Source organism: Pedobacter jamesrossensis (assembly GCF_042650905.1).
Lineage (GTDB): Bacteria > Bacteroidota > Bacteroidia > Sphingobacteriales > Sphingobacteriaceae > Pedobacter > Pedobacter jamesrossensis.
This window is the reverse complement of the sequence record NZ_JBHSBY010000019.1, coordinates 40,053-66,743: the sequence shown is the minus strand read 5'-3', so window position 1 is coordinate 66,743 and position 26,691 is coordinate 40,053. Positions and strand designations below refer to the sequence as shown.

General features: G+C 34.7%; 23 protein-coding genes. 12 read left to right on the top strand and 11 right to left on the bottom strand.

Going from position 1 to position 26,691, the window contains the following annotated elements; genetic code table 11:
• The first annotated feature begins 96 nt into the window (after positions 1–96).
• The 4 genes from ACFOUY_RS03240 to ACFOUY_RS03225 all read left to right on the top strand — a co-directional run bounded on the left by ACFOUY_RS03240 (position 97) and on the right by ACFOUY_RS03225 (position 5,005).
• Complete coding sequence (locus ACFOUY_RS03240) at positions 97–1,284, top strand: ComEC/Rec2 family competence protein (RefSeq protein WP_378959022.1); 1,188 nt, start codon at positions 97–99, stop codon at positions 1,282–1,284.
• A 1-nt stretch (position 1,285) separates the two neighbouring features.
• Positions 1,286–2,062, top strand: a complete 777-nt coding sequence (locus ACFOUY_RS03235; RefSeq protein ID WP_378959021.1) for an enoyl-CoA hydratase/isomerase family protein — start codon at positions 1,286–1,288, stop codon at positions 2,060–2,062.
• 22 nt (positions 2,063–2,084) lie between these two features.
• Positions 2,085–2,741, top strand: coding sequence for a DUF4412 domain-containing protein (locus ACFOUY_RS03230; protein WP_378959020.1), 657 nt, complete (start codon positions 2,085–2,087; stop codon positions 2,739–2,741).
• A 95-nt stretch (positions 2,742–2,836) separates the two neighbouring features.
• Complete coding sequence (locus ACFOUY_RS03225; RefSeq protein ID WP_378959019.1) at positions 2,837–5,005, top strand: S9 family peptidase; 2,169 nt, start codon at positions 2,837–2,839, stop codon at positions 5,003–5,005.
• A 242-nt stretch (positions 5,006–5,247) separates the two neighbouring features.
• Here ACFOUY_RS03225 and ACFOUY_RS03220 read toward each other — a convergent pair whose 3' ends face one another.
• Both ACFOUY_RS03220 and ACFOUY_RS03215 read right to left on the bottom strand, forming a co-directional pair.
• Positions 5,248–5,958 (bottom strand): DUF3307 domain-containing protein, encoded by a 711-nt coding sequence (locus ACFOUY_RS03220; RefSeq protein ID WP_378959018.1) that lies wholly within the window; start codon positions 5,956–5,958, stop codon positions 5,248–5,250.
• A complete protein-coding gene (locus tag ACFOUY_RS03215; RefSeq protein WP_378959017.1) occupies positions 5,958–6,569 on the bottom strand; it encodes a SatD family protein in 612 nt (203 codons plus the stop codon). The genes ACFOUY_RS03220 and ACFOUY_RS03215 overlap by 1 nt, the downstream gene beginning before the upstream one ends.
• 156 nt (positions 6,570–6,725) lie before the next feature.
• Between ACFOUY_RS03215 and ACFOUY_RS03210 the strand changes: the two genes are divergently transcribed.
• From ACFOUY_RS03210 to pdeM, 4 genes are all read left to right on the top strand, one after another.
• Positions 6,726–7,781, top strand: a complete 1,056-nt coding sequence (locus ACFOUY_RS03210) for a ligase-associated DNA damage response exonuclease (RefSeq protein WP_378959016.1) — start codon at positions 6,726–6,728, stop codon at positions 7,779–7,781.
• Positions 7,778–9,376: an ATP-dependent DNA ligase gene (locus ACFOUY_RS03205; RefSeq protein ID WP_378959015.1), complete on the top strand. Its 1,599-nt coding sequence runs from the start codon at positions 7,778–7,780 to the stop codon at positions 9,374–9,376. Before ACFOUY_RS03210 ends, ACFOUY_RS03205 begins: the two co-directional genes overlap by 4 nt.
• Before the next feature lie 360 nt (positions 9,377–9,736).
• Positions 9,737–12,214 (top strand): ligase-associated DNA damage response DEXH box helicase, encoded by a 2,478-nt coding sequence (locus ACFOUY_RS03200; RefSeq protein WP_378959014.1) that lies wholly within the window; start codon positions 9,737–9,739, stop codon positions 12,212–12,214.
• A gap of 198 nt (positions 12,215–12,412) precedes the next feature.
• A complete protein-coding gene (gene pdeM, locus ACFOUY_RS03195) occupies positions 12,413–13,051 on the top strand; it encodes a ligase-associated DNA damage response endonuclease PdeM (protein ID WP_378959013.1) in 639 nt (212 codons plus the stop codon).
• Here pdeM and trxA read toward each other — a convergent pair whose 3' ends face one another.
• The 5 genes from trxA to ACFOUY_RS03170 all read right to left on the bottom strand — a co-directional run bounded on the left by trxA (position 13,052) and on the right by ACFOUY_RS03170 (position 19,407).
• The gene (gene trxA, locus ACFOUY_RS03190) at positions 13,052–13,348 is read right to left on the bottom strand and encodes a thioredoxin (protein ID WP_378959012.1); all 297 of its coding nucleotides are present in this window, start codon (positions 13,346–13,348) and stop codon (positions 13,052–13,054) included.
• 80 nt (positions 13,349–13,428) lie between these two features.
• Entirely contained in the window at positions 13,429–14,043 is a 615-nt protein-coding gene (locus ACFOUY_RS03185) for a hypothetical protein (RefSeq protein WP_378959011.1), read from the bottom strand.
• Between the two features lie 61 nt (positions 14,044–14,104).
• Positions 14,105–15,442 (bottom strand): dihydrolipoamide acetyltransferase family protein, encoded by a 1,338-nt coding sequence (locus tag ACFOUY_RS03180; protein ID WP_378959010.1) that lies wholly within the window; start codon positions 15,440–15,442, stop codon positions 14,105–14,107.
• 56 nt (positions 15,443–15,498) lie between these two features.
• Positions 15,499–16,743, bottom strand: a complete 1,245-nt coding sequence (locus ACFOUY_RS03175) for a competence/damage-inducible protein A (protein ID WP_378959009.1) — start codon at positions 16,741–16,743, stop codon at positions 15,499–15,501.
• Between the two features lie 6 nt (positions 16,744–16,749).
• A complete protein-coding gene (locus ACFOUY_RS03170; protein WP_378959008.1) occupies positions 16,750–19,407 on the bottom strand; it encodes a putative LPS assembly protein LptD in 2,658 nt (885 codons plus the stop codon).
• A 74-nt stretch (positions 19,408–19,481) separates the two neighbouring features.
• Here ACFOUY_RS03170 and ACFOUY_RS03165 point away from each other — a divergent pair, with 74 nt between their 5' ends.
• The 3 genes from ACFOUY_RS03165 (at position 19,482) to ACFOUY_RS03155 (ending at position 22,253) form a co-directional block, all read left to right on the top strand.
• Entirely contained in the window at positions 19,482–20,345 is an 864-nt protein-coding gene (locus tag ACFOUY_RS03165) for an N-acetylmuramoyl-L-alanine amidase family protein (protein ID WP_378959023.1), read from the top strand.
• Positions 20,346–20,355: 10 nt separating this feature from the next.
• A complete protein-coding gene (locus ACFOUY_RS03160; RefSeq protein WP_378959007.1) occupies positions 20,356–21,132 on the top strand; it encodes an N-acetylmuramoyl-L-alanine amidase family protein in 777 nt (258 codons plus the stop codon).
• A gap of 167 nt (positions 21,133–21,299) precedes the next feature.
• Positions 21,300–22,253: an MlaD family protein gene (locus ACFOUY_RS03155; RefSeq protein WP_378959006.1), complete on the top strand. Its 954-nt coding sequence runs from the start codon at positions 21,300–21,302 to the stop codon at positions 22,251–22,253.
• A gap of 116 nt (positions 22,254–22,369) precedes the next feature.
• Here the strand turns inward: ACFOUY_RS03155 and ACFOUY_RS03150 are convergent, their stop codons facing one another.
• The 4 genes from ACFOUY_RS03150 to ACFOUY_RS03135 all read right to left on the bottom strand — a co-directional run bounded on the left by ACFOUY_RS03150 (position 22,370) and on the right by ACFOUY_RS03135 (position 25,786).
• Positions 22,370–23,275 (bottom strand): ribonuclease Z, encoded by a 906-nt coding sequence (locus ACFOUY_RS03150; protein WP_378959005.1) that lies wholly within the window; start codon positions 23,273–23,275, stop codon positions 22,370–22,372.
• Between the two features lie 67 nt (positions 23,276–23,342).
• Positions 23,343–23,720: an STAS domain-containing protein gene (locus ACFOUY_RS03145; RefSeq protein ID WP_378959004.1), complete on the bottom strand. Its 378-nt coding sequence runs from the start codon at positions 23,718–23,720 to the stop codon at positions 23,343–23,345.
• A gap of 45 nt (positions 23,721–23,765) precedes the next feature.
• Positions 23,766–24,710, bottom strand: a complete 945-nt coding sequence (locus ACFOUY_RS03140) for a phosphoribosylaminoimidazolesuccinocarboxamide synthase (protein ID WP_378959003.1) — start codon at positions 24,708–24,710, stop codon at positions 23,766–23,768.
• A 116-nt stretch (positions 24,711–24,826) separates the two neighbouring features.
• A complete protein-coding gene (locus tag ACFOUY_RS03135; protein WP_378959002.1) occupies positions 24,827–25,786 on the bottom strand; it encodes a PhoH family protein in 960 nt (319 codons plus the stop codon).
• Between the two features lie 104 nt (positions 25,787–25,890).
• On the opposite strand from ACFOUY_RS03135, the gene ACFOUY_RS03130 reads away from it, so the two are divergent.
• Positions 25,891–26,670 (top strand): SAM hydrolase/SAM-dependent halogenase family protein, encoded by a 780-nt coding sequence (locus tag ACFOUY_RS03130; RefSeq protein WP_378959000.1) that lies wholly within the window; start codon positions 25,891–25,893, stop codon positions 26,668–26,670.
• The last annotated feature ends 21 nt before the right edge of the window (positions 26,671–26,691 follow it).

Below are 26,691 nucleotides of genomic sequence, written 5' to 3'. Positions count from 1 at the left end.
AAAAGATCCATCCAAGGGCTCTCTAGTAACTAAAAGACTCAAGGCTGGATGGGACAATCAGTATCTATTGCAAGTGTTTAACCAAATTTAAGTGCGTTGACCCTGTGGATTTACGCTTTAATTACAGGTTTATCGCCGTCGGTTGTTCGCTCGGCTATTATGATTACTATTTTTATCGCAGCTAAAACATTCGCTAAAAATAAAAATGGATACAATACCCTTGCTTTTGCTGCTTTTTGTCAATTAATTTACAATCCATTTCTCATTTGGGATGTCGGTTTTCAACTCTCCTATATTTCAGTTTTCGGATTAATTTATCTTCAACCTAAAATTTATAAGTGGCTTTATGTTAAAAATAAATGGATCAATAAAGTGTGGGAATTAATTGCACTTTCTTTATCGGCACAACTTGTTACTTTTCCGCTTTGTATTTATTATTTTCATCAATTTCCTGTTTATTTTTTACTTGGTAATCTGTTTATTTCAATCCCATTAATCATTATCATGATTTTAGGAATAGCTATTCTTATTCCTTTTGTAGATAAATTATCACCAGTTTTTGAGTGGGTAATTGTATCAACAAACCAAATTTTAAAATGGATTGCCGATTTGCCCTACTCTACTTTATCATCGGTTTGGATAAATTTGCCCGAGCTAATTCTACTAAGTTTAGCGCTCGGATTTTTTGTTTATGCATTAGCCAAATACAATAAGCTGCTAATCCTAATATCACTTTTAATATTCATCTTCTATCAGTCAATGATAGCTTATGATGATTACAAAGCCATAAACCAAAAGAAAATTATTTTTTTCACTTTAAGAAAAAACTATGCAGGGGCCTTTATCCAAGGTAGAAAAGCAATTCTAATAACCGATTTGCATGAAGATGACAAGAATTTTCAGTTCTTTATTAAACCTTCTTTGGAGCAATCTCAAATTAATGAAATCAATTTTATCAGTTTAAAGAGAGATACAACTCTGAAAAACTTTATTCTTAAAGATAAACAAATCATTTTCGATGATTATAGGATGTTGCTATTGGATGAATCATTGAATTATAAGAATTTACAAACTCAAGGTAGCTTTTCAAGCATCTGGATTACAGGGAATATAAAATTTAAATTAGAAAAACTTCCAAAAGAAATTAAATATAAAAATATTATTATTGATGCTACAAATAGGGATTACAAAATCGAAGCATTTAAAACTTTTGCAGAAAATATAAAGGCAACGCCTCATATTTTAAAGAAAAATCCTGCATATTTGGTTCAGCTAACTAAATAATATGGATAACCTGGTTTTATATGGTGTGGAAGATAGAATTGCCACTATAACCATTAATCGCCCTGATAAACGAAATGCTCTAAATCCAGATTTGATTAAAGACTTAACTGATGCTTTTATTCAGGCAGAAGAAGATGATTTAGTAAAAGTTGTGGTTTTAAAAGCCAATGGTGGCACATTTAGTGCGGGTGCAGATTTAGAATATCTTCAGCAATTACAGAATAATACTTTCGAAGAAAACGTTACCGATTCTAATAATTTAAAAAGGTTATTTACAACAATTTATTATCTACCAAAAATTGTAATTGCACAGGTTGAAGGTCACGCAATTGCTGGTGGTTGTGGCTTAGCAACCATTTGCGATATTGTTTTCGCTACACCAGAAAGTAATTTTGGTTATACTGAAGTAAAAATTGGTTTTGTACCTGCAATTGTTTCCTGCTTTTTAATGCAAAAGGTTAATGAAACTGTAGCTAAAGAGATTCTACTCACTGGAAAAACTTGCACTGCAGAACAAGCATTACTGTATAAATTGATAAATTTTGTAACAAATTCGTCAGAAATTAATCTAAAGGTTAAAGAATTTGCATTAAGTTTGTGTAAAGAAAGTTCGGGCAATTCATTAATGATTACAAAACAATTAATTAGCCAAACTACAAATCCACTATTAGAGAAAATGTTAGAAACTGCAGTTCAAATTAATGCCCGTGTTAGGGAGAGCGCAGATTTTAAAAGAGGTATAGCCTCATTTTTAAATAAAGAAAAAATTAACTGGTAAAATACTAAACTGAAATAAAAACATGTTAAAATCAATCAAAACAAGCGTAGTCGCTTTAATTCTGGTAAGCACGGCAATTATTGCTCATGCACAAAAAAAAGTTACCGAAGGTACAATAGTTTATGGAATAAAGTACAAAATTAGTGCTCCAGGCGCCCCAGAAGAACAAAAAGTTAAATTCAATGGTGATATATCTAAACTAGAATTAGATATGGGACCAGCTTCTGTTGGCGTTTTTTTAGATAGTAAAACTCAAACTGGTTTGCTTTTGGTTGATATTCCTGTTGCTCAAAAACAGTTAGCATCAAAAATGACAAAAGCAGATATGGATGAATCGAATGCTGCAAAACCAAAGTATTCAGATTTTAAAGCAACTGGCGAAAAGAAAACTATTGCTGGTTATAATGCAGAGAAATATACTTTTAAAGATGATAAAGGTGGTACAGGCGAACTTTGGGCAACTACAGATGTAGATGCACCAACTAACATTGCAACTGCCGATTTTAAAGAGGTTAAAGGTTTTATTGTTATGGTTGATACTTCGATGGCTACAATTACCTTAAAATCATTAACTGAAGGCAAAGTTGGAGAACTTTCTGTAACTAAAATTCCAACCGGATACGACGAAATTACTTATGCTGAAATGAAAGCATTACAACAACAAGGTGGTGGCGAATAATTAGCTACAATCAATCAATTACAAGGCTTTTTAACTGTCGGCTTTTATTTAAATTAGCCGAAAAGTTAAAAGGCTTTTTTTATAACTTATTTTTTATGATTAAAAACTTATTATTTAAACTATCTATCACTTGCATAGCTTTATTTGCAGTGTTTTGTGTACAGGCTCAAGGTATAAACTGGGCAAAAGATGGAAATTCTTACTACCAAATTGCAGGTGGTGAAATCATTTCCGTTACATTACCAAAAAGCGATAAAAAAACCATTATTTCCAGAGCTTTATTAACCCCATCAGGAAAATCTGATGCTATAGCTGTGAGAAGTTTTGAATTTTCTGCCGATGGTAAAAAAGCATTAATCTACACAAACAGTAAAAAAGTTTGGCGTTACGATACACGGGGCGATTATTGGTTGGTAGATTTAACAACAAATAAAATCGCTCAAATTGGAAAAGATAAAACAGCATCATCTTTAATGTTTGCTAAAATATCTCCTGATGGAAACAAAGTAGCCTACGTAAGCAAACACAATTTATATGTAGAAAACAATGACGGAACAGATTCTAAAGCCTTAACAACTGATGGAACAGACCGAATGATTAATGGAACTTTCGATTGGGTTTACGAAGAAGAATTTAATTGTCGCGATGGTTTTAGATGGAGCCCAGATAGCAAAAACATTGCTTACTGGCAAATTGATGCCACCAAAATCAAAAACTTTTTGATGATTAATAATACCGATTCCATTTATCCTTATACCATTCCGGTTGAGTACCCTAAAGTTGGCGAAAACCCTTCAGCTTGTAAAGTCGGCGTGGTTGATATAGAAACTGCAAAAACCAATTGGTTAAATGTGCCTGGTGATAACATTCAACACTATATCCCTCGTATGCAATGGGTTCCAAACAGCAACGAAATCATTTTGCAACAATTAAATCGCGAGCAAAATGAAAGTATAGTATTCATTTGTGATGCTATATCTGGTACAGCTAAAGCGGTTTATACTGAGAAAGATAAAGCCTGGATTGACCCACAAAACGATTGGACCTGGTTAAACGATAATAAAGAATTTACAATTATATCTGATAAAGATGGGTGGGATCATTTTTACAGAATCAGCCGAGATGGCAAAAAACAAACCTTGATTACAAAAGGAAACTATGATGTAATTAGTGTAAACTTAATTGATGAAAAAAACAATTACGTTTACTTTATGGCATCGCCAACTAACGCTACCCAAAAATATCTGTATAAAACAAAGTTAGATGGAAAAGGTAAATTAGAAATGGTTACACCATCAATTTTATCAGGAACTCATAGCTATGATATTTCACCTAATGCAGCCTTTGCCCGTCACACTTATAATAGTTCAGTAGTAAGACCCATCACCGAATGGATGAATTTCACTACTGGAAATCCTTTCACTATGGATGGTAGTATAACCACGCAGTTATCCAAACAAGAATCACCGAAAAATAAAGTAGAATTCTTTAAAGTAACCACCGAAGATGGTATTGAATTGGATGGCTGGATGAAAAAACCAGATAATTTCAATCCTAATAAAAAATACCCCGTAGTATTTTATGTTTATGGTGAACCAGCTTCGCAAACAGCAGCAGATACCTATGGTGCAGGTAGAAATAGGTTATACGCAGGCGATATGGCGAAAGATGAATACATCTATATATCAATGGATAATCGTGGTGCACCAGTTCCTAAAGGTGCTGCCTGGCGCAAAAGCATTTATAAAAACATTGGCGTAATTAACATCCGTGACCAAGCTATGGCTGCTAAAAAATTATTGGCAACAAATTCATTTATGGATAAAGACCGAGTTGCAGTTTGGGGCTGGAGTGGCGGTGGCTCATCTACGCTTAATTTAATGTTCCAATACCCCGAAATTTACAAAACAGGTATAGCTATTGCAGCGGTTGGTAACCAGTTAACCTACGATAATGTTTATCAAGAGCGCTATATGGGAACTCCTTTCCCAAGTAAAGAAGCGTATGTAAAAGGCTCTCCAGTTACCTATGCTAAAAACTTAAAAGGCAATTTATTGTACATTCACGGTACTGGCGATGATAATGTTCACTATCAAAATGCCGAAATGCTGATTAACGAATTAATCAAAAACAAAAAGGTTTTCCAACTAATGAGCTATCCAAATCGCACCCACAGTATCTCTGAAGGCGAAGGAACTAGCGAGCATTTATCGCTTACCTATACAAAATTTTTAAAAGAGAATTGCCCTCCGGGAGCAAGATAAGGTATATTTTGTAAAGCAGTTTCAGCGGGGAATCGGTTTCGATAGCCCCGCTTTTTATTTAAATCTTTTTGTAGATGGCAGCATAAAAATTTAAGTTTATGCAACAAAAAGTATTACCATTGCAATCGGGTTTGAAAGGCAAAAATTGTACTTCCATTAAAGTTAGCTTAGCATATTGCTTAGACTCTCCTTTATTTCTGTTACTCTGAAAAAGCCCGTCGGGCCAGGACAAATAAAACCTATTAACTTACCCACCCAACCACTCCCAACGCAACAACAATAGCAATCCCAAAACTCAACAAAGTTCCAATCAGAACGTATTCAGTTAGTTTTAAATCGTGTGCCTCTTTTAAATCGCCAAAGCGAAAAATAGATTTTGCAGCCAATAAAAAACCTACAGCTTCAAAATGATTGGTAATAATAAAAACAAAAATTAAAGTCCTTTCTAAAATTCCAATGTACTTTCCGGCATTTTGCAACGATTTTGGACTGTCATCATCACTTTCAGGCAACCATTTCGCAATAATTACTTTCATAATAATAGATGTAGGCATCGTTAAAAACAGTATGCCAGCAATTAAAACCCAGGTTTTAATATCGTTTACAAAGCTGATATCTAAATAACCTTTATAAAAAAAATGCCAAACTAAAACAATTGAAGAAACGTGAAATATCTGGTCGATAAAAAATAATAAACGAGCATTCTTTTTGGTTTGAAATAATGATTTTCCAGCATCAATAATAAAATGTAATACCCCTATTGATAAAGCTATTTTCCAAACACCAAAACTTAAAAATACCAGGAATATTAATGCAACGTGTACTGCAATATGCATATACAATTTACCCGATTTAAGTTTCTTTCGCTCTTTATCTTTTACCCAAGAATTTGGTTGCAAAAAGAAATCTCCAATTAAATGAGCAAGAATGAGTTTGATTAAATAGATATCCATTATTTAGAAAGAATTTGATTCAATTTTTTACGATACAGTCTATCTACTTCCATAATCTCTGAGTAATTGGCCCGTTTTAAAGCAGCACTTACTAATGGCTGTGTTCTGCCAGAAAGCAAAGCTAATTCACTTTGTAATACATTTTCATTTTCTAAAGCGAGTTTTACCATTTCAGCTGCTACTACTCCCCAACTGTTCATTGCAATTAAGCTCAATTTAATTAAAACATTTATTTCTTCATCAAATTCCGGATAATCAGTTTTAATGGCTAGATTAACTTTAGCTTGTTTTAAGCCATCAAAAGCAGCTCCAGAATTAATAAAAGCATCTCCGCTGGATTCAGAAAGCTTTTTGCGTTTTATTTTTACCTGCCCCATACCAATGCCCATTCTTACGTCTGCAGGTTTATTTATTCTTATACAGGCCTTTAAATAGGCCGCAGTTCTAATGGCATTTTCTGGTTCAACTTCTATTTGAAAACTATCGCCTCGAAAAATTTCCCACTTATCATTCTGCCCCGAAATTACTTTTAAAGCCTTTTTTAAGCTTAATAACCAGCTGTCTTTAATCTTTCTAGAGCCTATAATATCGCCTGTTATAATACAAATCATAATACAATATCGAATTAATTAATCAAACTTCATAATAAAATATCTGCTATTTACCAGATATTTCAGTTTATCTGCTATTTACCAGATATTTTAATTTATCTGCTAATTAGCAGATATTAATACAAAACTAATGTTACTGTTTATTGTTTAGTAGATATGGCATTAATCGAATTTACCAAAAGAGGTATTTATTGCAAGCAAGGCGATTTTTATGTAGACCCCTGGTGGCCTGTAGATTATGCTGTAACAACGCATGGCCATAGCGACCATGTACGCTTTGGTAATAAGTATTATTTGTGTCACACGCTTACTAAACCCATAATTAAACGTCGCATTAGCGAAGATTTAAATGTAGAAACACTAGCTTATGGCGAAAGTATTGTTCGAAATGGAGTAAATATTTCCTTTTATCCAGCAGGACATATTATTGGTTCGGCACAGGTTCGCCTGGAATATAAAGGTGAAGTTTGTGTTATATCTGGTGATTACAAAACAGAAGATGATGGCATTAGTGATGTATTTGAACCGGTTAAATGCCATTCGTTTGTATCAGAAAGTACATTCGGTTTACCTGTTTATAAATGGCAAAAGCAAGAAATCGTTTTCAACGGAATTAAAAATTGGGTAGATGATAACATTCAAAACCAAAAAACCAGCGTTTTAATTGCTTATAGTTTAGGTAAAGCGCAACGTTTAATTAAAAACCTTGCTGGCGATGTTCCTATTTACGTTCATAATAGCATTGCCAACTTAAACGAAGTGATTATCAATGCTGGTGTTAATTTACCAGAAACCATTAGAATTACGCCGGAAACAACTAAAGATGAGTTACAAAAAGGAATTGTAATTGTTCCACCAGCGATGAGAGATAGCCGTTGGATTAAAAACTTATCGCACCCCGTAACGGGCATTTGCTCGGGCTGGATGCAGGTAAGGGCACACCGCCGCTGGCAAAGTGCAGATGCTGGTTTTGCGTTAAGCGACCATGCAGATTGGCCTGGATTAATGGATGCAATTACAGCAACAGGAGCAGAAAAAGTGTATGTAACACATGGTTTTACTGCGGCTTTTAGTCGTTTTTTAAATGATAGCGGTATAGAATCGGAGGAAGTGATGACCAAATTCGGGCAGGAAGACGATGAAGAAAATAAGGTTGATTTAGCAGACGTAGAGAAACAAAATTCTGAAAACATTGATCAAAAATCAGAATGAAAAGTTTCGCAAGACTGATACAAAAGCTCGAACAGAGCAATAAAACCAACGACAAAATTGCCGCATTGGTAGATTATTTTAATTATGCCGATGATAAAGATAAAGTTTGGGTAATTGCCTTATTTACGGGCAAGAAACCTAAACGACCAATTAAATCAGCTTTACTTAAATATTGGGCTATTGATATTACCCAAACGCCAGAATGGCTATTTTCTGAAAGTTATTCAAACGTTGGCGATTTAAGCGAAACCATTGCCCTGCTCCTGCCACCGGCCGAAAATACTTCTGATTTTCAACTGCATAAATGGATTGAAGATTTGCATGATTTAGAAGGAAAAAGTGACGAAACAAAAAAAGATTTTATTTTAAATGCCTGGAATCATTTAGAAACTCAAGAACGATTCATCTTCAACAAGCTCATTTCTGGGAATTTTAGAATTGGTGTTTCCAATAAAATGTTGGTAAATGCTTTGGCTAAGCAGAGTAGTTTGGATAGCGCTCAAATTATGCATAGCATTATGGGCAAGTGGAATCCTTATGAAATTACTTTCCACGAACTTATCAATGGCGTACATGTAAATACCGATAACTCCTGGCCTTATCCTTTTTGTTTGGCTTACGCTTTGGAGCAAGAACCCGAAAAACTGGGCGATATTTCTGAATGGCAGGCAGAATGGAAATGGGATGGCATTCGTGGACAAATTGTAAAACGCAATGGCGAACTTTTTATCTGGAGCCGTGGCGAAGAATTGGTAACTGAACAATTTCCAGAGTTACATTTTCTAATTGATGTTTTGCCTGATGGCGTGGTCATAGATGGAGAAATTCTAGCCGTTCAAGATAAGAAAGTATTATCTTTCAGCACCTTGCAACAACGCTTAAACCGCAAAACGATAAATAAAAAACAACTTGAAGATGCACCAATTGGCTTTTTCGTTTATGATATTTTGGAATTTGAAACTGAAGATTTTCGCGAACAACCATTGAGCGAAAGACGTAAAGTTTTACAGCAATTAATTGGCAGTTTAGAGGAAAGTGCTGTTATTCTTTCTCCTGTTATCAATTGCAAAACCTGGGAAGAACTTGCGGAGTTAAGGCAAACTTCTCGCTCTATAAACAGCGAAGGTATTATGCTCAAAAAACTAAGTTCTCATTACCATAGCGGTCGAAAACGTGGCGATTGGTGGAAATGGAAAATAAATCCTTATACGGTTGATGCTGTGATGATTTACGCCCAAAAAGGCAGTGGTAGAAGAGCGAATTTTTTTACAGATTATACATTTGCTGTTCGTGATGGAGAAAATTTAGTAACGATTGCAAAAGCTTATTCAGGCTTAACGGATAAAGAAATTAAGGAAGTAAACTCATTTGTTACTAAAAATGCGATTGAAAAATTTGGTCCGGTGCGAACCGTAAAACCCGAATTGGTTTTTGAAATTGCTTTTGAGGGCATTGCCGAAAGTAAACGCCATAAAGCAGGTTTAGCACTGCGTTTCCCACGTATTTTGCGTTGGCGGAAAGATAAAAAAGCTGCAGAAATTAATACTTTAGAAGATTTAAGACAACTGCTTGCCTCAACCTTTATTAACGATTAGAAAAGCAAGGTTCTGTGTTTATCGGTTACGAAAGCCCTGCCATTCGCTTTACTCTCCCGATGAAAACCTGTGCAACAAGCAAGCATACCTATAAAAAAATAAAGGCAGATGCTTAAATCGGGATTCGTGCTCGCTCCTGTCAGGTTTATTTTACTTAGGTTTACCTTACTATCCTAAACCCGCCATTCGTTGCAATCTTTTATTGTTATTAAAGTTACTAACTCTCCTGAGCTAATGGTTATTTAGAGTTGGTAACTTTTACAATAAAAGATTGCAACGAATGGCGGGACTGATTTAACCGAAGAATTACTGCAACTGCTTTTCAAAAAAATAATAGATTTAAGAACAGGAAAATTACACATGAACCAAACCAAAACCAAGGGTTATAAGAAGATAAAATCGTGGCTGAAAGCCAACAAGCGCAAGCCTTTTCAATTTCAGGAAGATGCCTGGCAATATTATCTCAGTGGTTATAGTGGTTTGGTTAATGCACCTACAGGTTTCGGTAAAACGTTTTCACTATTTCTTGCGGTTGTAATCGAGGCTTTAAATGCATCGGAAGCAAGCAACAAAAAAGCGAAAGACCGCCTACAACTTATTTGGATTACACCATTGCGTTCATTAGCAAAAGATTTGGCTAGAGCGATGCGAGAAACTTTATTAGAACTGGAATTGGATTGGCATGTTGGTGTTAGAAATGGGGATACTTCTCAGGCAGAAAAAGTGCAACAAAAGAAATCGATGCCCGAAATTTTATTGATTACGCCCGAAAGCCTACACTTACTTTTGGCTCAAAAAGGGTCATCAACTTTGTTTAAAAACTTAAAATGTATCGTAGCCGATGAATGGCACGAACTTTTGGGCAGTAAACGTGGCGTTTTAGTTGAACTTGCTGTATCGAGAATTAAAGGTTTACAAAAACTAGAGAAAAACCAATTCTTAAGAGTTTGGGGCATTTCGGCAACCATTGGTAATATCGATGAGGCTTTAGATGTTTTAGAACCCGATGAAACAGCGAAAAGAATTATCGTTAAAGCAGATTTAGAAAAGAAAATTCTTATTAAATCTATTTTACCTGATGATATTGAAACCTTGCCTTGGGCTGGTCATTTGGGATTAAAATTGGCTTATAAACTTTTACCGATTATTGAGAAAAGTAAAACCACATTAATTTTCATCAATACCCGTGGCCAATCAGAAATGTGGTACCAGCATTTGTTGAATTTGGAGCCGGAATTAGCAGGAAGAATTGCCATCCATCACGGTTCGATAGATTTTGAATTACGAAACTGGATTGAAGATGCTTTGCATACTGGACAATTAAAAGCTGTTATTGCGACTTCTTCTTTAGATTTGGGTGTCGATTTTAAACCCGTTGATACTGTTGTGCAAGTGGGTTCACCAAAAGGTGTTGCCCGGTTTTTGCAACGTGCGGGTCGATCAGGACACTCGCCACATGAGGTTTCTAAAATCTACTTCCTACCTACTCATGCCTTAGAATTAGTTGAAGCTGCTGCAATTAAAGAAGCTGCTAAAACGAATAATATTGAAAGCAGAGAGCCATTTATTATGGTTTTCGATACGTTGGTGCAATATCTAGTAACACTTGCCATTGGCGATGGTTTTGATGATAAAATTATTTACGAAGAGATTAAAAATACCCATGCATTTAAACTCATTTTACCCGAAGAATGGACTTGGGTAATGCAATTTATAACGTCGGGTGGCGATAGCTTAAGTGCTTATACTGAGTTTAAAAAGGTAACCAGAGATGAAGATGGACTTTGGAAAGTAAAAAGCCGCCAGCTCGCTATGCGCCATCGTTTGCATATAGGCACCATTGTGAGTGATGCCATGCTGAAAGTTAAATTTCTTTCAGGAGGTTATATTGGTATGGTTGAAGAATATTTTGTAACCCGATTAAAAACAGGCGATAATTTCCGTTTGGCTGGTCGGGTTTTGGAATTTGTGCATGTAAAAGACATGACTGTTATTGTGCGAAACAGCAAGCAGAAAAATGCCATTTCGCCAAGTTGGAATGGAGGAAGATTACCATTATCATCAAATTTAGGTTCTGTGTTGAGAAAAAAATATAACGAAGCTTTAGATAAAACTCATCAGGATGAAGAATTGGATGTGGTTTATCCACTATTCTTATTACAAGAAAAGCGTTCTCATGTACCAAGAAATGATGAATTACTCATTGAGTTGATTAATAACAAAGAGGGTTTTCATCTTTTTGCTTATCCGTTTGAGGGAAGATTAGTACATGAAGTTTTAGCTGCTTTAGTGGCTTATCGCTTGAGCAAATTATTACCAATTAGTTTTTCTATTGCAATGAATGATTACGGTTTTGAACTTTTGAGCGATATTGAAATCCCGATGGATGAATCTATTGCGTATGAGGTTTTCTCGCCAAAAAACTTAACTGAAGATATTACACTGAGTATCAATTCAACCGAAATGGCAAGACGAAAATTTCGTGATATTGCCTGCATTTCTGGTTTGGTTTTTCAAGGTTATCCGGGTAAGTATGTAGCGAATAAACATTTGCAGTCATCGGCTGGTTTGTTTTTTAATGTTTTTAGCGATTACGATAAACATAATTTACTTTTGCGCCAAGCGTATGATGAAGTTTTTTACCAGCAGTTAGAAGAACCCAGATTGGCAGCAGCTTTGGAAAGAATTCAAAATGGAGCAATTATAATTACAAATCCTGAGGGTTTCACTCCACTATCTTTCCCAATTAAAGTGGATAGTTTGAGAGAAAATATGAGTTCGGAAGAATTGGAACAACGGATTGCCAGAATGAAAGCAGAATCAGAGAAAATTAGATAGATTATGGCCAGAAAGGAGGAAATTTCTTAATTAAATTTCTGCGGTGACTTTAAAGCATATCCCAAAATATAAATTAATAAAACCGTCATCTCGATCGAAGCCGAGAAATCTTTTAACATTGTGAGTTAATTACAAAGATCTCTCCATTTTACTGCGCTACAGTCGAAAAGACGACCTTTGAAAATAAATAAAAGAATAATGACCATAACAAGCCACGGAGAAGAACTGATTTTAGATAAAGAAAGGGCTTTATACTTACCAAAACATCAACTTTTAGCCATTAGTGATTTACACTTAGGTAAATCTGCACATTTTCGCCAAGCTGGTGTTCAAGTACCAGCGACTATTGCGCAAAGTGATTTACAGCGCCTCAGCTTACTAATCGAAAAATACAAACCCGAAACTTTGCTCATTAATGGCGATATGTTTCATCATGGAATAAACACAGATATTGACGACTTTTCAGTGTGGAGAAAGCAATATCAAAATCTAAACTTGTTGTTGGTAAAAGGAAATCACGATAGATTGGCTAACGCTGATTATTCGGCAATGAAAATTGAAATACACGAACCAAGTTTTTGTTTGGGACCATTTTGTTTTATTCACGATGCGCCACAAAATAAAAAAGAAGAACTTTATCCAATTAGTGGGCATATTCATCCAGGTGTTTCCATTATTGGTAAAGCAAAGCAACGCTTAAAATTTCCATGTTTTTATTTTGGAAATGAGTATGCGGTTCTACCCGCTTTTAGTCTGTTTACAGGATTGTATAATATCTACCCGAAAACAACAGAAAGAATTTTTGCTGTTACGCCAAAAAGTGTTTTAGAAGTTTAATTATGAATGCGAATCGATAACCTGTTTAAGTTGCGAGGCTTGTGCCACACCGCTTTGTCGCCAAACGGGTTTACCTTTTTTAAATAAAATCAAGGTAGGCACACTTTGAACATTATAAGTTGCTGCTGCTGGTTGATTTTTATCAATATCAATCTTAATAATTGAGACTGAATCACCTACCTGCGATTTCAATTGTTCTAAGATAGGTTTCATCATTTTACAGGGACCGCACCACTCTGCGAAAAAATCTACAAGAACAGGTTTATCGCCATTAATTAAATCGAAAAATTTTGACATGATTTCTATCTTTAATTCAAAAACAATGAAAGTTAATTTTAGTTTTTACGGCTTCCAGGATTACTGACAATTTGCATAAATTAAGCACTTACAGGCAACTCAGCATTCAGAGCCAAAACCCAATTATCAAATAGTGCCTTTTCAATTTTAATTACTTCTGCAGCATGATTTTCCCAATCATTAGAAAATCCAATTAATTGATTTATCATTTCTTCTAAATGTCCTTCTTCTTCTAAAATGATTGATTTCACATTAACCTTACTTTTTACATCATCTAAAATTGTTTGATAAACAGGATACAATTCATCAGCCCGAACCTCGATTGCGTAGGTAACAAAAAGATAAGCTGCAAACTTTAATTCGTAACCAGATAGATTAAATTCTGCTTTCAAATATCTACAGACAGCAATATCTAAGGCATGTAAGTAGTATTTTGTATGGTTTGGAGAAAGTAACTCTGTATTTAAATACGTTTTACATAATGATTCATCAATCTTTGCAATTTGCTTCTTCAAATAATAAGCATGGCGATGTTCTTCTGCAGCATGTTTAAGAATAATCAGATTAACATTTTCCTTATGCTCGGATGCTGAAATCTTTTTAGCACCTGCATTCTCCATATAAGACAAGGTGTTTAACCATTTGGCATGCAACACATTATCTGCAACTATCGACTTTAAAATTGAATCTAACATTTTCTATTGTTCAATTGATAAATTGTTGGTTTTTCAAAACAAATTGATAATAGTAAACGGATTAAATCTCTCTGTTAAAATCCCAGTTCTCCAAATAATCAGCAACTCTACGCACAAACATTCCTCCTAAGGAACCGTCTACAACTCTATGATCATAAGAAAGTGAAAGGAACATCATATGGCGAATAGCAATTACATCACCGTGTTCGGTTTCTAAAACAGCTGGTTTCTTTTTAATTGCACCCACCGCTAAAATAGCTACTTGGGGTTGATTTATAATTGGAGTTCCCATTACATTACCAAAAGAACCAACATTAGTTAGCGTAAAAGTTCCGCCTTGTGTTTCATCAGGTTTTAGTTTAGAGTTTCTTGCCCTTAAAGCCAAATCGTTGACAGCTTTTGTTAAGCCAACTAAGTTTAATTGGTCTGCATTTCTAATTACCGGAACAATTAAGTTTCCGCTTGGCAAAGCTGCAGCCATACCTATGTTAATGTTATGTTTTTTAATTATTTGCGTTCCATTAACCGATACGTTAATCATCGGGAAATCTTTTATAGCTTTTGCAACGGCTTCTACAAAAATTGGTGTAAAAGTTATTTTTTCATTTTCACGTTTTTCAAAACTGTTTTTAACTTTATTACGCCATAAAACCATATTGGTCACATCAGCCTCAACAAATGAAGTTACATGTGGCGAAGTGGTTTTACTCATCACCATGTGGTCGGCAATAAGTTTACGCATTCTATCCATTTCAATAATTTCATCGCCACCAGAAACTGATGTTGTTGAGGTTTTATTAGACGCAGAAGAAATTAGTGGAGCCGAAGCAGGCTTACTTTCAACTGATGCAACTTCCGGTTTAGAAGTCGCAATCTGCTCTCCAGCACTTTTGTTTGTTATATAATTCAATAAATCGTCTTTATTTAAACGACCGTCAGCACCAGTACCCTTAATAGAATCGAGTTCGGCTGTAGAAATATTTTCTTGTAATGCAATACTTTTAACCAATGGAGAATAAAAACGTTCTGAAGAAGAGAAATCAGTTTGTGCTACGGTTTTTTGTTCTGGAAGTTGCTCTATACCAGGAATAGTTTCTGGTTTTTCTTCAACAATAGGCTCTGCAACTGGCGCTTCTTCTTTTTTGGCTTCACTTCCGCCTTCAGTTTCAATAATTGCAATTACATCTCCAACCTGAGCTATCTCATCTGCTGCAAATAATTGTTTTACTAATTTACCAGCAACCGGAGATGGCACTTCAGAATCTACCTTATCGGTAGCAATTTCAAGAATGGTATCATCTAAGTCAATAGAATCGCCAGGCTGTTTTACCCATTTAATCACTGTTGCTTCCGCAACACTCTCACCCATTTTTGGTAACAATAATTCGTATTGAGCCATATTAAATTACAGTATATTATATTGGTATTGCGACAAAAATACAGTTTTTATTCTTTCTACTCGTCTTCTTTAAGTAGATTTAATAGCATGGCTAATGCCGATGCAGCCGAACGTTCGATGTTTTGAATACGTTTGTTACTGAAATTAAACACTTTAGCTACTGTTTTGTTCTTTGAGGAAATTGCAATCCAAACTGTACCAACTGGTTTATCTTCTGTTCCCCCATCAGGGCCAGCAATTCCACTTACCGCTATAGAATAATCTGTATTGAAATGTTTTATCGCACCCTCGGCCATTTCAGTAACAGTTTCTTCACTAACTGCACCAAAGGTTTTTAAAGTATTTTCTTGTACGCCTAAAATAGATTCTTTAAGTTCGTAAGCATAGGCAACAGCCCCACCCCAATAAACTGAAGAACAGCCGGGATGCTGCGTAATCAAATGCGCAATATAACCTCCAGTACAGCTTTCTGCAGTTGATAAAGTTAAGCCGCGTTCTTTCATTATATTCAGAATGGCTTTTTCCAAAGGAATGTCTTCATCAATCACTACAAATTTTTTAACTTTTGCAATAATCTGTTGGGCATAAATTTCAACCTCAGCTTTTAAATCAGTTTCATTATCGCCCTTGGCTGATAAACGCAACCGCACTTGTCCAAGTTTTGGCAAATAAGCCAATTTGATATGTTGAGGTAATCTATCCTCAATTTCTTCTATTTCTTTAGCTAAAAATGATTCGCCGATATTTGCCGTGAGTATAGTTTTATGAACAATTGCAGGTAATGTAAATCTCGATTTTATTCTGGGCAGAATTTCATCATCCATCAGATACATCATCTCATAAGGAACGCCTGGCATCGAAACAAAAATCTTATTATTTTGCTCAAACCACATACAAGGTGCAGTTCCGTTTTTGTTTACAATTACCTCGCAACCATCAGGAACATCAGCTTGCTGAATATTAATATCTAATAATGGACGGTTATATTTTTTAAAAATCGAGGTAACCATTTCAAGTGCTCCTGCATCATTACGAAAACCCATACCAAAATATTTGGCTAAGGTTTTCTTCGTAATATCATCTTTTGTAGGCCCTAAACCGCCCGTAATTAAAATAATATCGGCACGTTTTTCTGCATCTGCCAGTGAGGTTAAAATGTGTTGCTCATCATCAGAAACTGATGTAATTTGCTTTACAGATACACCAATTAGATTTAGTTCTTTAGCCATCCATGCAGAATTAGTATCCACAATTTGACCAATTAGAATTTCATCGCCAATAGTAATAATTTCAGCTAACATATAATATTATTGATAGGTATTGTAGAAACCTTGTCTTTTACTCAGTTTTAAATCTTGTAGAATAGAAGATTTAACTTTTATGGTTACCGTGTAACTTTTGTAAGCACCATAAGGTATCCAGTTGATGCTCATATCCCAGCAGTGTAAATCGCGGTAAATGGCAATATTCATTGGCGTTAACCCACTATTTTTAAAATCGTAACCAGCGTTAAAAGTAAACTTCCACTTTGGCGTCAGATTAAAATCGCCGTTAAAGTTTAAGGTATTTGTTATTTGGCTTACGCCTAAAATATTGGAGTAATTAAAGCTATATTGAAATGCGAAATTCCATGGAATATTAAAATCTACGAATGCATTAGGGTCGCGATTGATTGCATTCAATTGCTCGGACTGAAGCGGCGTCATTCCCTGTTTTTCAACCTGACCTTTTAATTTGTCGTAGTTTTCGTTTTTCTTTTTTACGGCCTCCGCATTAAATCCGTAATCGAAAGAGAAACCAAAGCTTTGTAAACGGGGGAAGATCTTACCTCCTTGCCAAAAGTAACGGCTATCTTCTAATTTTTGAACAAATATTCCATTATTGGTGGAATCTCTAAGCAAATAAGGATTTAAAACCCCGTTGTAGTTGATTCCAAGCTTATCTGTAAATTGTGAGCGGCCACTAAAGCTAATATCAGATAATTTTCTTGTTGGCTGAAGAAAATTATAAGTACCACTAAAGCTCAGCCCTTGTATAATTGGAATTTTTCTATTTCCAGTACCAGTTGTATCTTTTGGATCGCGAACTTTTAATTCGGTGGTGTTATCTAAAATAAATCCAATTGAAGCTTGTCTTCCGCCGAAAGAACCAGGAAAAGCCATTCCTTCTAGCATTGAGTAAGTAAGATCTTGACCTGTACTTGGATTTCGAATTCGTTGTCCGTCTTGGTTTAATGCATATTTGTAAACTCCCGCAGACGGATCAGCAAAATCAGGAGAATAAGTAAAACTTACACTCGGTGTCATTACATGCCTTAATTGTTGAATGTTTCCCAGGTTTTTAAACTCTTTAGTTTTACCATATACCTTGGTAGACATACTTGTAGATAAATTATAACTTCCAGCACGTTTAAAGCCAGATAATGTATCGGTCCTAAAAGTATAACTTCCATCAGTAAATGTGGTGTACCTCCTATCGATTGTTTGAAAATTCCAAACCTCATTATATGTTCCACCTAAGCTAAATGTTAAATATTTAAGCAAAGTAAAGTTCATTCCAATAGGAATATTATGTTCAAAACCAGTCTTTAACTGTCTTAAACCTTCTGGTTTAAACAAAATACTATCTTGAGTTGATATGGTATTTTTTCCTTGTAAACTATAACCAACGGTAATTTTTTGGTACCACTTTTGTTCGCCAGAACGATTTTTAGAATCAAACGGACTTATAGTTGACATGTTTAGGTTGAATGTTGGCAGTTGTAAATCTATTTGCCTTGAACTAAATGTTTGGTTGGCAAATAACGCAGTACTAAAGTTAAAAAGTCCGCCTGCTAAAACCTTCGAATAGGCAATTGAACTTGTTGAACTATTTTGGGCAATTGCGCTTTGATCATAAGAGGAAGTTGCTGCCGTTGCTCTATAATAAGTACTCGAACTCACATTAACAGAAGCTGTAAATGTAGAACCTGGACTAGCATTAGGATTTTGACTGTGCGACCAACCTACCCTAAAGTTTTTCCCTACGTCCTCCTGCCCTTGAATACCGTTTTTTGTGCTAGCGTAATTGAGATTAATATTACCATTAAACTTATATCGCTGAATATAATTACTACTTAGAGTAGCTTCATACGAGCCATTTGTGTAAATTGTACCTAATATTTTAGCGTCCCAATAATCATTAAGTCCTAAATAATATCCTGCATTTTGAAGAAAGAAACCACGAGATGCATCTTCTCCGGGTGTAGGCAATAATATACCCGATGTTCTTTTGTTTGTTTTTGGAAAAAAAGCAAAAGGTAATGCAAAAGGAGTGGGTACATCTTCGATAATCATATAAACGGGCCCTGTTATAATCTGTTTCTCTGTCGCTATACCTTTACTAATCATTAATCCAAAATGTGGATGTGGCAGATTACAAGTACTGTACATCATATTTTTAATGTGCAATTCATTATCTGCCTGCTTTTTACTTTGCCCTCCAGAAAAGAAACCTCCTTCTTGTTCAGAAAAAACACCAAAAACCTTAGCTCTGGTTGTTGCCGAATTATAATACAATGAATCTGCAATTGCAGAACCCTCCGTACCCGATTTAAAAATCGGACGGCCAACATATCGTTTTGTTTTTGGATTTGTTCTGCCGCTGGCAAAAATTACATTTTTCTTTTGATCATAACGGATATAATCGGCATCCAATTCAAAATCACCATATACAACACGTGCATTCCCGTACATGTAAATAATATTTTTGTCTTTGCTCATTCGAACAGAATCGGTGGCTTTGTATTCGATTTTCTTATCGAGATCGCTGTTATTTTTGGTTTTTATTTTCGAAGTATCTCTTTTGGAAGTATCTTGTTGGATGACTTGTTGCAATGAAAAACCGGAAAATGCGTTAGCTTTACTAACAACCAGTGTTAATAAAATGACAGAAAATAGTAAAATAGAGTTGCTAAGAAGTTTCAAATTCGTATTTGAATGTTATTTTTGCACAAATGTTTAATCAAAAACGTTCAAAATTAGTGAAAAATATACCATTGATGTACCTTAAAAACCTTTTAACACTTATTATTTGTTTAGTATTACTCAATACATTTGATAATCAAGCATTTGCGCAAGAATATAAAATTAAAACAATTGTTATTGATGCGGGGCATGGTGGCAAAGATGGCGCCACACACGGCGTTTATTCTAAGGAAAAAGATGTTGCTTTAAAAACGGCTTTAAATCTTGGAAAAGCTTTACAAGACAGTATTAAGGATTTAAAAATAATTTATACTCGCGAAAGTGATGTATTTATTCCTCTATATGAGCGCATAAATATTGCAAACAACGCAAAAGCCGATCTTTTTATATCTATCCACCTAAATGATATGCCTGTTCGGGTATCGAGGGTTGTAGATTATTATAAAAAAGTAAAAGGAAGAAAAGTTCCTGTGTATAGAACTATAACTTCAAAAAGTACATCAACAAGAGGCACTGAGACTTTTGTTTCGGGTACTGGCCGTATGGGAGAACAGGATGAGGTTATCAAAAGAGAGAATGCATCTATGTTTTTAGAGGATAACTACCAAAAAAACTACGAAGGTTTTATTGCCAATACCCCAGAGAATGATATCATGATATCATTAATGAAACAAACCAATCGTGATAGAAGTTTAAAGTTTGCTTCAATGCTTCAGCAAGAATATGTAAATGCAGGCAGAATCAACCGTGGTGTGCAAGAAAAAAGTTTAGCTGTTTTAGCTCGTGCTGCTATGCCTGCGGTTTTAACAGAAATTGGTTTTGTTAGTAACCCTGAAGAAGAAGACTATATGAATTCGCCTGAAGGGCAAAACGAGATAGTTAATGGTATTATAAAAGCAATAAAAAACTATAAACGCTTATCAGAAACCTCTTTTTAATTAACCATAAATGAAGATTAAACTTCTAATCGCAATTCTTTGTGGATTTATTTTCAATGTAAAGCTTAGCTTAGCCCAAGGTTATAAAATCAAAACAATTGTTATTGATGCAGGCCATGGGGGCCGGAAACCTGGTGCATCTGGAAGTTTTTCTAAAGAGAAAGATGTTTCGCTAAAAGTTGCATTAAAACTCGGAAATAAGTTAAAAGAAGATTTACCAGATATAAAAGTTATTTATACGCGAACAAAAGATGTAGATGTAGATCTGTACCGCAGGGCTGAAATTGCAAATGAAGCCAATGCAGATCTTTTCATATCTGTTCATTGTAATTCTATGCCACCTGGCAACAAAGGAATAAAAGGTGTTGAAACACTTGTAGCAGGCTCTCATAGACTAAAAGAGCAAGATGCAGCAATTCGTGAAAATGCCGATATCAAATTAGAAAAGAATTATAAAAGTAAATACGACGGTTACGATCCTAATAATCCCACAACATTTATAATTTTATCGTTATTAAAAAATACCTTTCGAGATAAAAGCATTAAATTCGCAAAATTAATTCAAAACAGCTTCATAAATAGAGATGATAGAGTAAGCCGAGGTGTTAAAGAACAAGGTGTTTTAGTGTTGCAAAGATGCGGAATGCCTGCGGTATTAACCGAAGTTGGATTTATTTCAAATAAGGAAGAAGAGAAATATATAAATTCTGAAAAAGGACAAAATGAAATTGCCGAATCGATATTAGCTGCAATTAAAACCTATAAGAAAAACATAGAAGTTAAATAATTGGCATTATAAATGTTAATTATTTATAAAAATATAACAAATACCAAACAAAAACGCTAATGCAAACATTATGTATTATAAATACCTTTGCATTACAAAAATTAGATAGCGCTCGAGCAAATATTGATAGTTAAAAAACAACATTTGCAGCCAATAAACAGAAACACATGAAAATTAAGAACGAAACCAAAGTAGGTATTTTAGCTGCATTTGCCATTGCTTTATTAATTATCGGGTATAACTTTTTGAAAGGAAATTCAATTTTTTCGAGCGAAACGACTTTATTTGCCAGATATACCAGAGTTGATGGTTTAACTGTTTCAAAACCAATTCTAATTAATGGTTACCAAATTGGTCGGGTTGCAAAACTTCAGTTAGAACCAGGAGGAACAATTTTAGCTACATTGAGTATTAATAGCAAATATGATATTCCTGAAAATAGTATTGCCCGTTTAGAAGGTACCGATCTTTTAGGAAGCAAAGCAATTGTAATGTCGCTAGGAAATTCTAAAAAAATGGCTGAAGATGGATTCACCCTTAATGCAAATGTAGAGAAAGGTTTGATGGAACAAGTTCAGCCAGTTCAAAAGAAAGCAGAATTGATTATTGGCAAAATGGATTCTATTTTAAGTAGTGTTAACTCAATACTTAATCCTAATTTTCAGAAAAACGTTGATAAAAGTTTTAGTAGTATCGCCGGAACTCTTGCCTCGTTAGAAACTACTTCGAAAAAAGTTGATGGTTTAGTTGGTTCAGAAAGTGCTCGTATCGAAGCTATATTTAAAAATGTTGAAGGCATCACAGCTAACTTGAATAATAACAACAAAAAAATTAGCGATATTTTAACTAACATTAATACCGTTACTGATAAATTTGCTGCTGCTAACTTTAAAGAAACCTTAGATAAAGCAAATAGTGCTATTGGAGATTTACAGAGTGTTATATCTGGTATTAAAGAAGGTAAAGGTAGTTTAGGTCAGTTATTAAATGATAAAACACTTTCAGATAACCTTAATAATGCCTCGAAAAACCTAGATGCTTTAATGATAGATTTAAAGGCTAATCCTAAACGTTACGTACACTTCTCTGTATTTGGCGGTGGCAATAAAAAAGATAAGTAATATTAATTTTATAAAATTGAAAGCTTTGGAGTTTACTTCAAGGCTTTTTTTGTAAGAGGAAAATAAGGTTTCGCCATTGCTGGGTTAAGCTATCTTTACTAATTAATTTAAAAAAATTACAACTGGAAGGTCCGCCCCTCTATAGCCAATTCCGTATTTTCGAAAACAGATTGCGCCTCTTCTAAAAGCATTTGTAAAGTTTTGTAACGTGATGAGAAATGACCGATTAATAATTTCTTAGCTCCGATGATTTTAGCAATCTCGCCTGCTTGTAATGCTGTTGTATGATGAGTTTCATTTGCCCTATCCAAAAGATCATGCATAAATGTAGCTTCGTGATAAAGGGTATCACAATCCTTTATGGTTGCAAAATATCGTTCGTCAAACATCGTATCCGAGCAATAAGCATAGCTTCTTGGTGGTTCTGCTGGTGTTGTATAATCTTCGCTTTTTAAAATTTCACCATTGGGTAACTCCACATCAATCCCCTTTTTCAAAGCAGTGTAATAAGCCATTGGAATTTCATCAGTTTTTTCCTTAATCAACTTTCTTTGCCTTTGTTTTTGTTCAAAACTAAAACCTGTTGTTGGAATGCGGTGATTTAGAATAATTGTTTTTACAATCAAATCACCGTTTTCAAATATCTGTTGAGATTCATTAGCTTCTATCGGAAAAAAATCAAGCTGGTATCTTAATTTAGTATCCGAGTATTTAAATTGAATTTCTAAAATTTCAAGCAAAGGCTTTGGGGCAAAAATTTGCATAGGCTTAATTCGTCCATTCAAATGCAAACTCGAAAGCAAGCCAATTAAACCAAAATAATGGTCGCCATGCAAATGGCTGATGAAAATATAATCGATTCTGGCAGCTTTGAAGTTATACTTGGTTAGCTGCTGTTGAGTTCCTTCGCCACAATCGATTAAGTAAAATTTTTCATTACAATTTAAAAGCTGTGCCGATGGATTCCTGTTAAAAACAGGTGTGGCCGAACTGCTTCCTAAAATGGTAACTTCAAATTTCATAATGGTAATATATAAAAAGCCTCGTAGATTTTAGAAACTACGAGGCTTAAATTTATTTTAACGGTAATTATTTTGCGCCTCTAAACTCTTTCTCTAATTCATCCATAAAGATGAAATCGGTTGCTTCTGCTAATGTACTAACAAACGTTACAGATTGAAATATGTTTGATAATTCTATAATATGAGCAATTTCATCATTAATTCCTGTTACGATAAACAAACCGTTTGCAGATTTACAAAGTCTATCTCCAACTAGCAGGCAACTTAAATCTTGCGCATCATTGCATTCTTTTACCTGACTTAAATCAACTATAATATTTTTAAAACCCTCGGCGTTAAGTAAATACAACTCTGATTTTAAACCTGGTGCATTATCGTTTGTAAACTTAGACTCTTTAAGTTTTAAGGTTACGTATTTATCGTGTTTGTCTACAGAAAATTTCATCTCTTCTAATCTTTATTTTACTAATGTATAAATTTTCTTTCGAAACTATAGTGTTTGTAAAGCCTTTAAAACATTACTTTCTATGCGGTTTGAAATGGCATCAGCATCAGCTTTTATAAAAGCCTCTCCCACAATTTTTTCGTAAAGTTCAATATATCTTTCTGAAATAGAATTTACGATTTCGGGGGTCATTTCAGGAACAACTTGACCATCCTTACCTTGGAAACCATTTTCTATTAACCACTTTCTTACAAATTCTTTAGATAATTGCTTTTGTGGTTCATCAGCATTCTGACGCTCTTCATAACCTTCTGCATAAAAATAACGAGATGAATCTGGTGTGTGAATTTCATCAATTAGATAAATAACACCATCTGCTTTCCCAAATTCATACTTAGTATCAACTAAAATTAATCCGCTTTTAGCAGCAATCTCAGTGCCGCGTTGATATAGCGCAAAAGTATATTCTTCTAATTTTTCATAATCCGTTATCGAAACAATGCCTTTAGCTAATATATCTTCTCTTGAAATATCTTCATCGTGCCCTATTGATGCCTTTGTAGTTGGTGTAATAATTGGCTGTGGTAACTTGTCATTTTCTTTCAAACCATCTGGCAGAGAAACACCACATACAGAACGCTTACCAGCACTATATTCTCTCCAGGCATGCCCTGCTAAATAACCTCTTATTACCATTTCCACTTTAAATGGTTCGCAAATACGGCCAATGGTAACCATTGGATCTGGAACATCTAAAACCCAGTTAGGAACAATATCCTGCGTAGCAGATAAAAATTTTGCAGCAATTTGATTTAATACCTGACCTTTAAACGGAATGGCTTCTGGCAAAACTACGTCAAACGCAGAAATACGATCTGATACAACCATTACCATTAATTTATCGGCAATAGTATAAACATCGCGTACTTTTCCTTTATAAAAATTACTTTGGTTTGGAAAATTGAAATTTGTTTCTTTTTGTGCTTTCATGAGGGCATAAAAATAAATAAAAAAGTCGGAAAGTTTGGAGTTCGAGGTCAGAAGATTTGGGCAAAAAAAAACTCGTAGTTTTACCAGCTACGAGTTTTAAATTATTAAAGGATGTTCTATTGAATATCTCCATAAGCTCTCAATATATCTTTAACCAACTTATGGCGTACAACATCTTCTCCGCTTAAATAAATTATATCGATGCCTTTAATATCTTCAAGAATCCTTAAACCATTAAATAAGCCAGACATTTGTTTTTTCGGTAAATCGATTTGAGTAACATCGCCAGTAACGATAAATTTAGCCGTTGGGCCCATACGCGTCAAAAACATTTTCAACTGCATGTCTGTAGCGTTTTGCGCTTCATCCAAAATCACGAAACAATTATCTAACGTTCTACCACGCATAAAAGCCAATGGCGCAATTTCTATTGTCCTGTTTTCAATATAAAACTTCAACTTTTCTGCAGGAATCATATCATCCAAAGCATCGTACAGCGGACGTAAATATGGGTCTATTTTTTCCTTTAAATCTCCAGGCAAGAAACCAAGGTTTTCTCCTGCTTCAACAGCTGGACGAGTTAAAATGATTCGTTTAATTTCCTTGTTTTTTAAAGCACGAACCGCTAAAGCTACCGCTGTATAGGTTTTTCCTGTACCAGCTGGACCAATTGCGAAAAGAATATCATTTTTAGCAATACTGCTGACCATTTTGCGCTGGTTTGCCGTTCTGGCCTTAACCAATAAGCCGTTTGTACCAAAAACAATCACTTCTCCACCACCGCCTGTTGGCTGTTCTACATCTTTTTTTGCAACACCAGCAGCTTTTGCACCCAATATAGAATCGACATCGTTATTGGTTAAAGAACTGTATTTTTCTAAGTGCGCAACCAGTTGATTAAACTTTTCTTCGAACGCCTTAAGTTCCTGTTCATCACCGAGAACCTTAACATCACTGCCTCTCGCAACCAACTTTAATTTGGCAAACGAACCTTTAATCATTTCGTAATTCTCATTATTTGCTCCCCAAAAATGAGCAGGATTTACGGTATCCAGTGTTAATTTTAATTCGTTCAAATGATAGTATTTTAAAAAGTTATCGGGCTATATTAATTAAAATTTGAATATTTGCAGATGCTTATGCCTATACCACAAGAATAAGCAATAATAATGAATTTTTAATGGGGATAATTACTTTAACAACAGATTTAGGTTCGAAAGATTTTTACCAGAGTGCCCTTAAAGGTAGTCTGCTAAGTCTTATGCCTAATGTTAATTTAATTGATATTACTCATGAAGTTCCGGCTTTTAATATTTCTTATGCAGCCTTTGTATTAAAAAATGCCTTTCCATACTTTCCGAAAAACACGGTACACCTAATTGGGATAGATTCTGTTTATAGCGAAAATACAAAATACATAGCTATAAAGCATCGAGATCATTATTTTGTTGGTGCAGACAATGGTATTTTTTCTTTGCTTTTTGATGATATTCCTGAAGATGTTGTAGAGCTAAACATAATGCAGGATTTAAAATATCTACACTTTCCATTGGTTGATATTTTTGTAAAGGCAGCGACACACTTAGCCAAAGGTGGTAGATTAAAAGACATTGGTTTACCTGTAGCAGAGATTGAGCAGAAGATGCTTTTACATCCTGTTATTGAGAAAGATATCATTCGAGGAAGTGTAGTTTACATTGATACTTTTTGCAATGTAATTACCAATATTACAAAAGAACTTTTCACTCGAATTCAAAAAAATCGCGACTTCACACTGTATTTTAGAAAGAGTGAAACCATTACGCAACTGAGCTGGCATTACAACGAAGTGCAAGAGGGCGAAAAGCTTTGCTTATTTGGAATTAGTAATCATCTAGAAATTGCCATTAACAAAGGTAAGGCTAGTGGTTTATTAGGCTTGCATTTAGGTGATATTGTTCGGGTTGAGTTTCATCCTTAAATTTGAGCTGAAGGGTAAAAG

Coding starts and splice junctions, on each gene's coding strand:
- trxA (WP_378959012.1), bottom strand. CDS start 13,348: ATGTCAAAATTTTTCGATTTAATTAATGGCGATAAACCTGTTCTTGTA.
- pdeM (WP_378959013.1), top strand. CDS start 12,413: ATGACCATAACAAGCCACGGAGAAGAACTGATTTTAGATAAAGAAAGG.
- ACFOUY_RS03185 (WP_378959011.1), bottom strand. CDS start 14,043: ATGTTAGATTCAATTTTAAAGTCGATAGTTGCAGATAATGTGTTGCAT.
- ACFOUY_RS03230 (WP_378959020.1), top strand. CDS start 2,085: ATGTTAAAATCAATCAAAACAAGCGTAGTCGCTTTAATTCTGGTAAGC.
- ACFOUY_RS03225 (WP_378959019.1), top strand. CDS start 2,837: ATGATTAAAAACTTATTATTTAAACTATCTATCACTTGCATAGCTTTA.
- ACFOUY_RS03150 (WP_378959005.1), bottom strand. CDS start 23,275: ATGAAATTTGAAGTTACCATTTTAGGAAGCAGTTCGGCCACACCTGTT.
- ACFOUY_RS03175 (WP_378959009.1), bottom strand. CDS start 16,743: ATGTTAGCTGAAATTATTACTATTGGCGATGAAATTCTAATTGGTCAA.
- ACFOUY_RS03220 (WP_378959018.1), bottom strand. CDS start 5,958: ATGGATATCTATTTAATCAAACTCATTCTTGCTCATTTAATTGGAGAT.
- ACFOUY_RS03165 (WP_378959023.1), top strand. CDS start 19,482: ATGTACCTTAAAAACCTTTTAACACTTATTATTTGTTTAGTATTACTC.
- ACFOUY_RS03140 (WP_378959003.1), bottom strand. CDS start 24,710: ATGAAAGCACAAAAAGAAACAAATTTCAATTTTCCAAACCAAAGTAAT.
- ACFOUY_RS03145 (WP_378959004.1), bottom strand. CDS start 23,720: ATGAAATTTTCTGTAGACAAACACGATAAATACGTAACCTTAAAACTT.
- ACFOUY_RS03160 (WP_378959007.1), top strand. CDS start 20,356: ATGAAGATTAAACTTCTAATCGCAATTCTTTGTGGATTTATTTTCAAT.
- ACFOUY_RS03235 (WP_378959021.1), top strand. CDS start 1,286: ATGGATAACCTGGTTTTATATGGTGTGGAAGATAGAATTGCCACTATA.
- ACFOUY_RS03215 (WP_378959017.1), bottom strand. CDS start 6,569: ATGATTTGTATTATAACAGGCGATATTATAGGCTCTAGAAAGATTAAA.
- ACFOUY_RS03205 (WP_378959015.1), top strand. CDS start 7,778: ATGAAAAGTTTCGCAAGACTGATACAAAAGCTCGAACAGAGCAATAAA.
- ACFOUY_RS03180 (WP_378959010.1), bottom strand. CDS start 15,442: ATGGCTCAATACGAATTATTGTTACCAAAAATGGGTGAGAGTGTTGCG.
- ACFOUY_RS03200 (WP_378959014.1), top strand. CDS start 9,737: ATGAACCAAACCAAAACCAAGGGTTATAAGAAGATAAAATCGTGGCTG.
- ACFOUY_RS03210 (WP_378959016.1), top strand. CDS start 6,726: ATGGCATTAATCGAATTTACCAAAAGAGGTATTTATTGCAAGCAAGGC.
- ACFOUY_RS03155 (WP_378959006.1), top strand. CDS start 21,300: ATGAAAATTAAGAACGAAACCAAAGTAGGTATTTTAGCTGCATTTGCC.
- ACFOUY_RS03130 (WP_378959000.1), top strand. CDS start 25,891: ATGGGGATAATTACTTTAACAACAGATTTAGGTTCGAAAGATTTTTAC.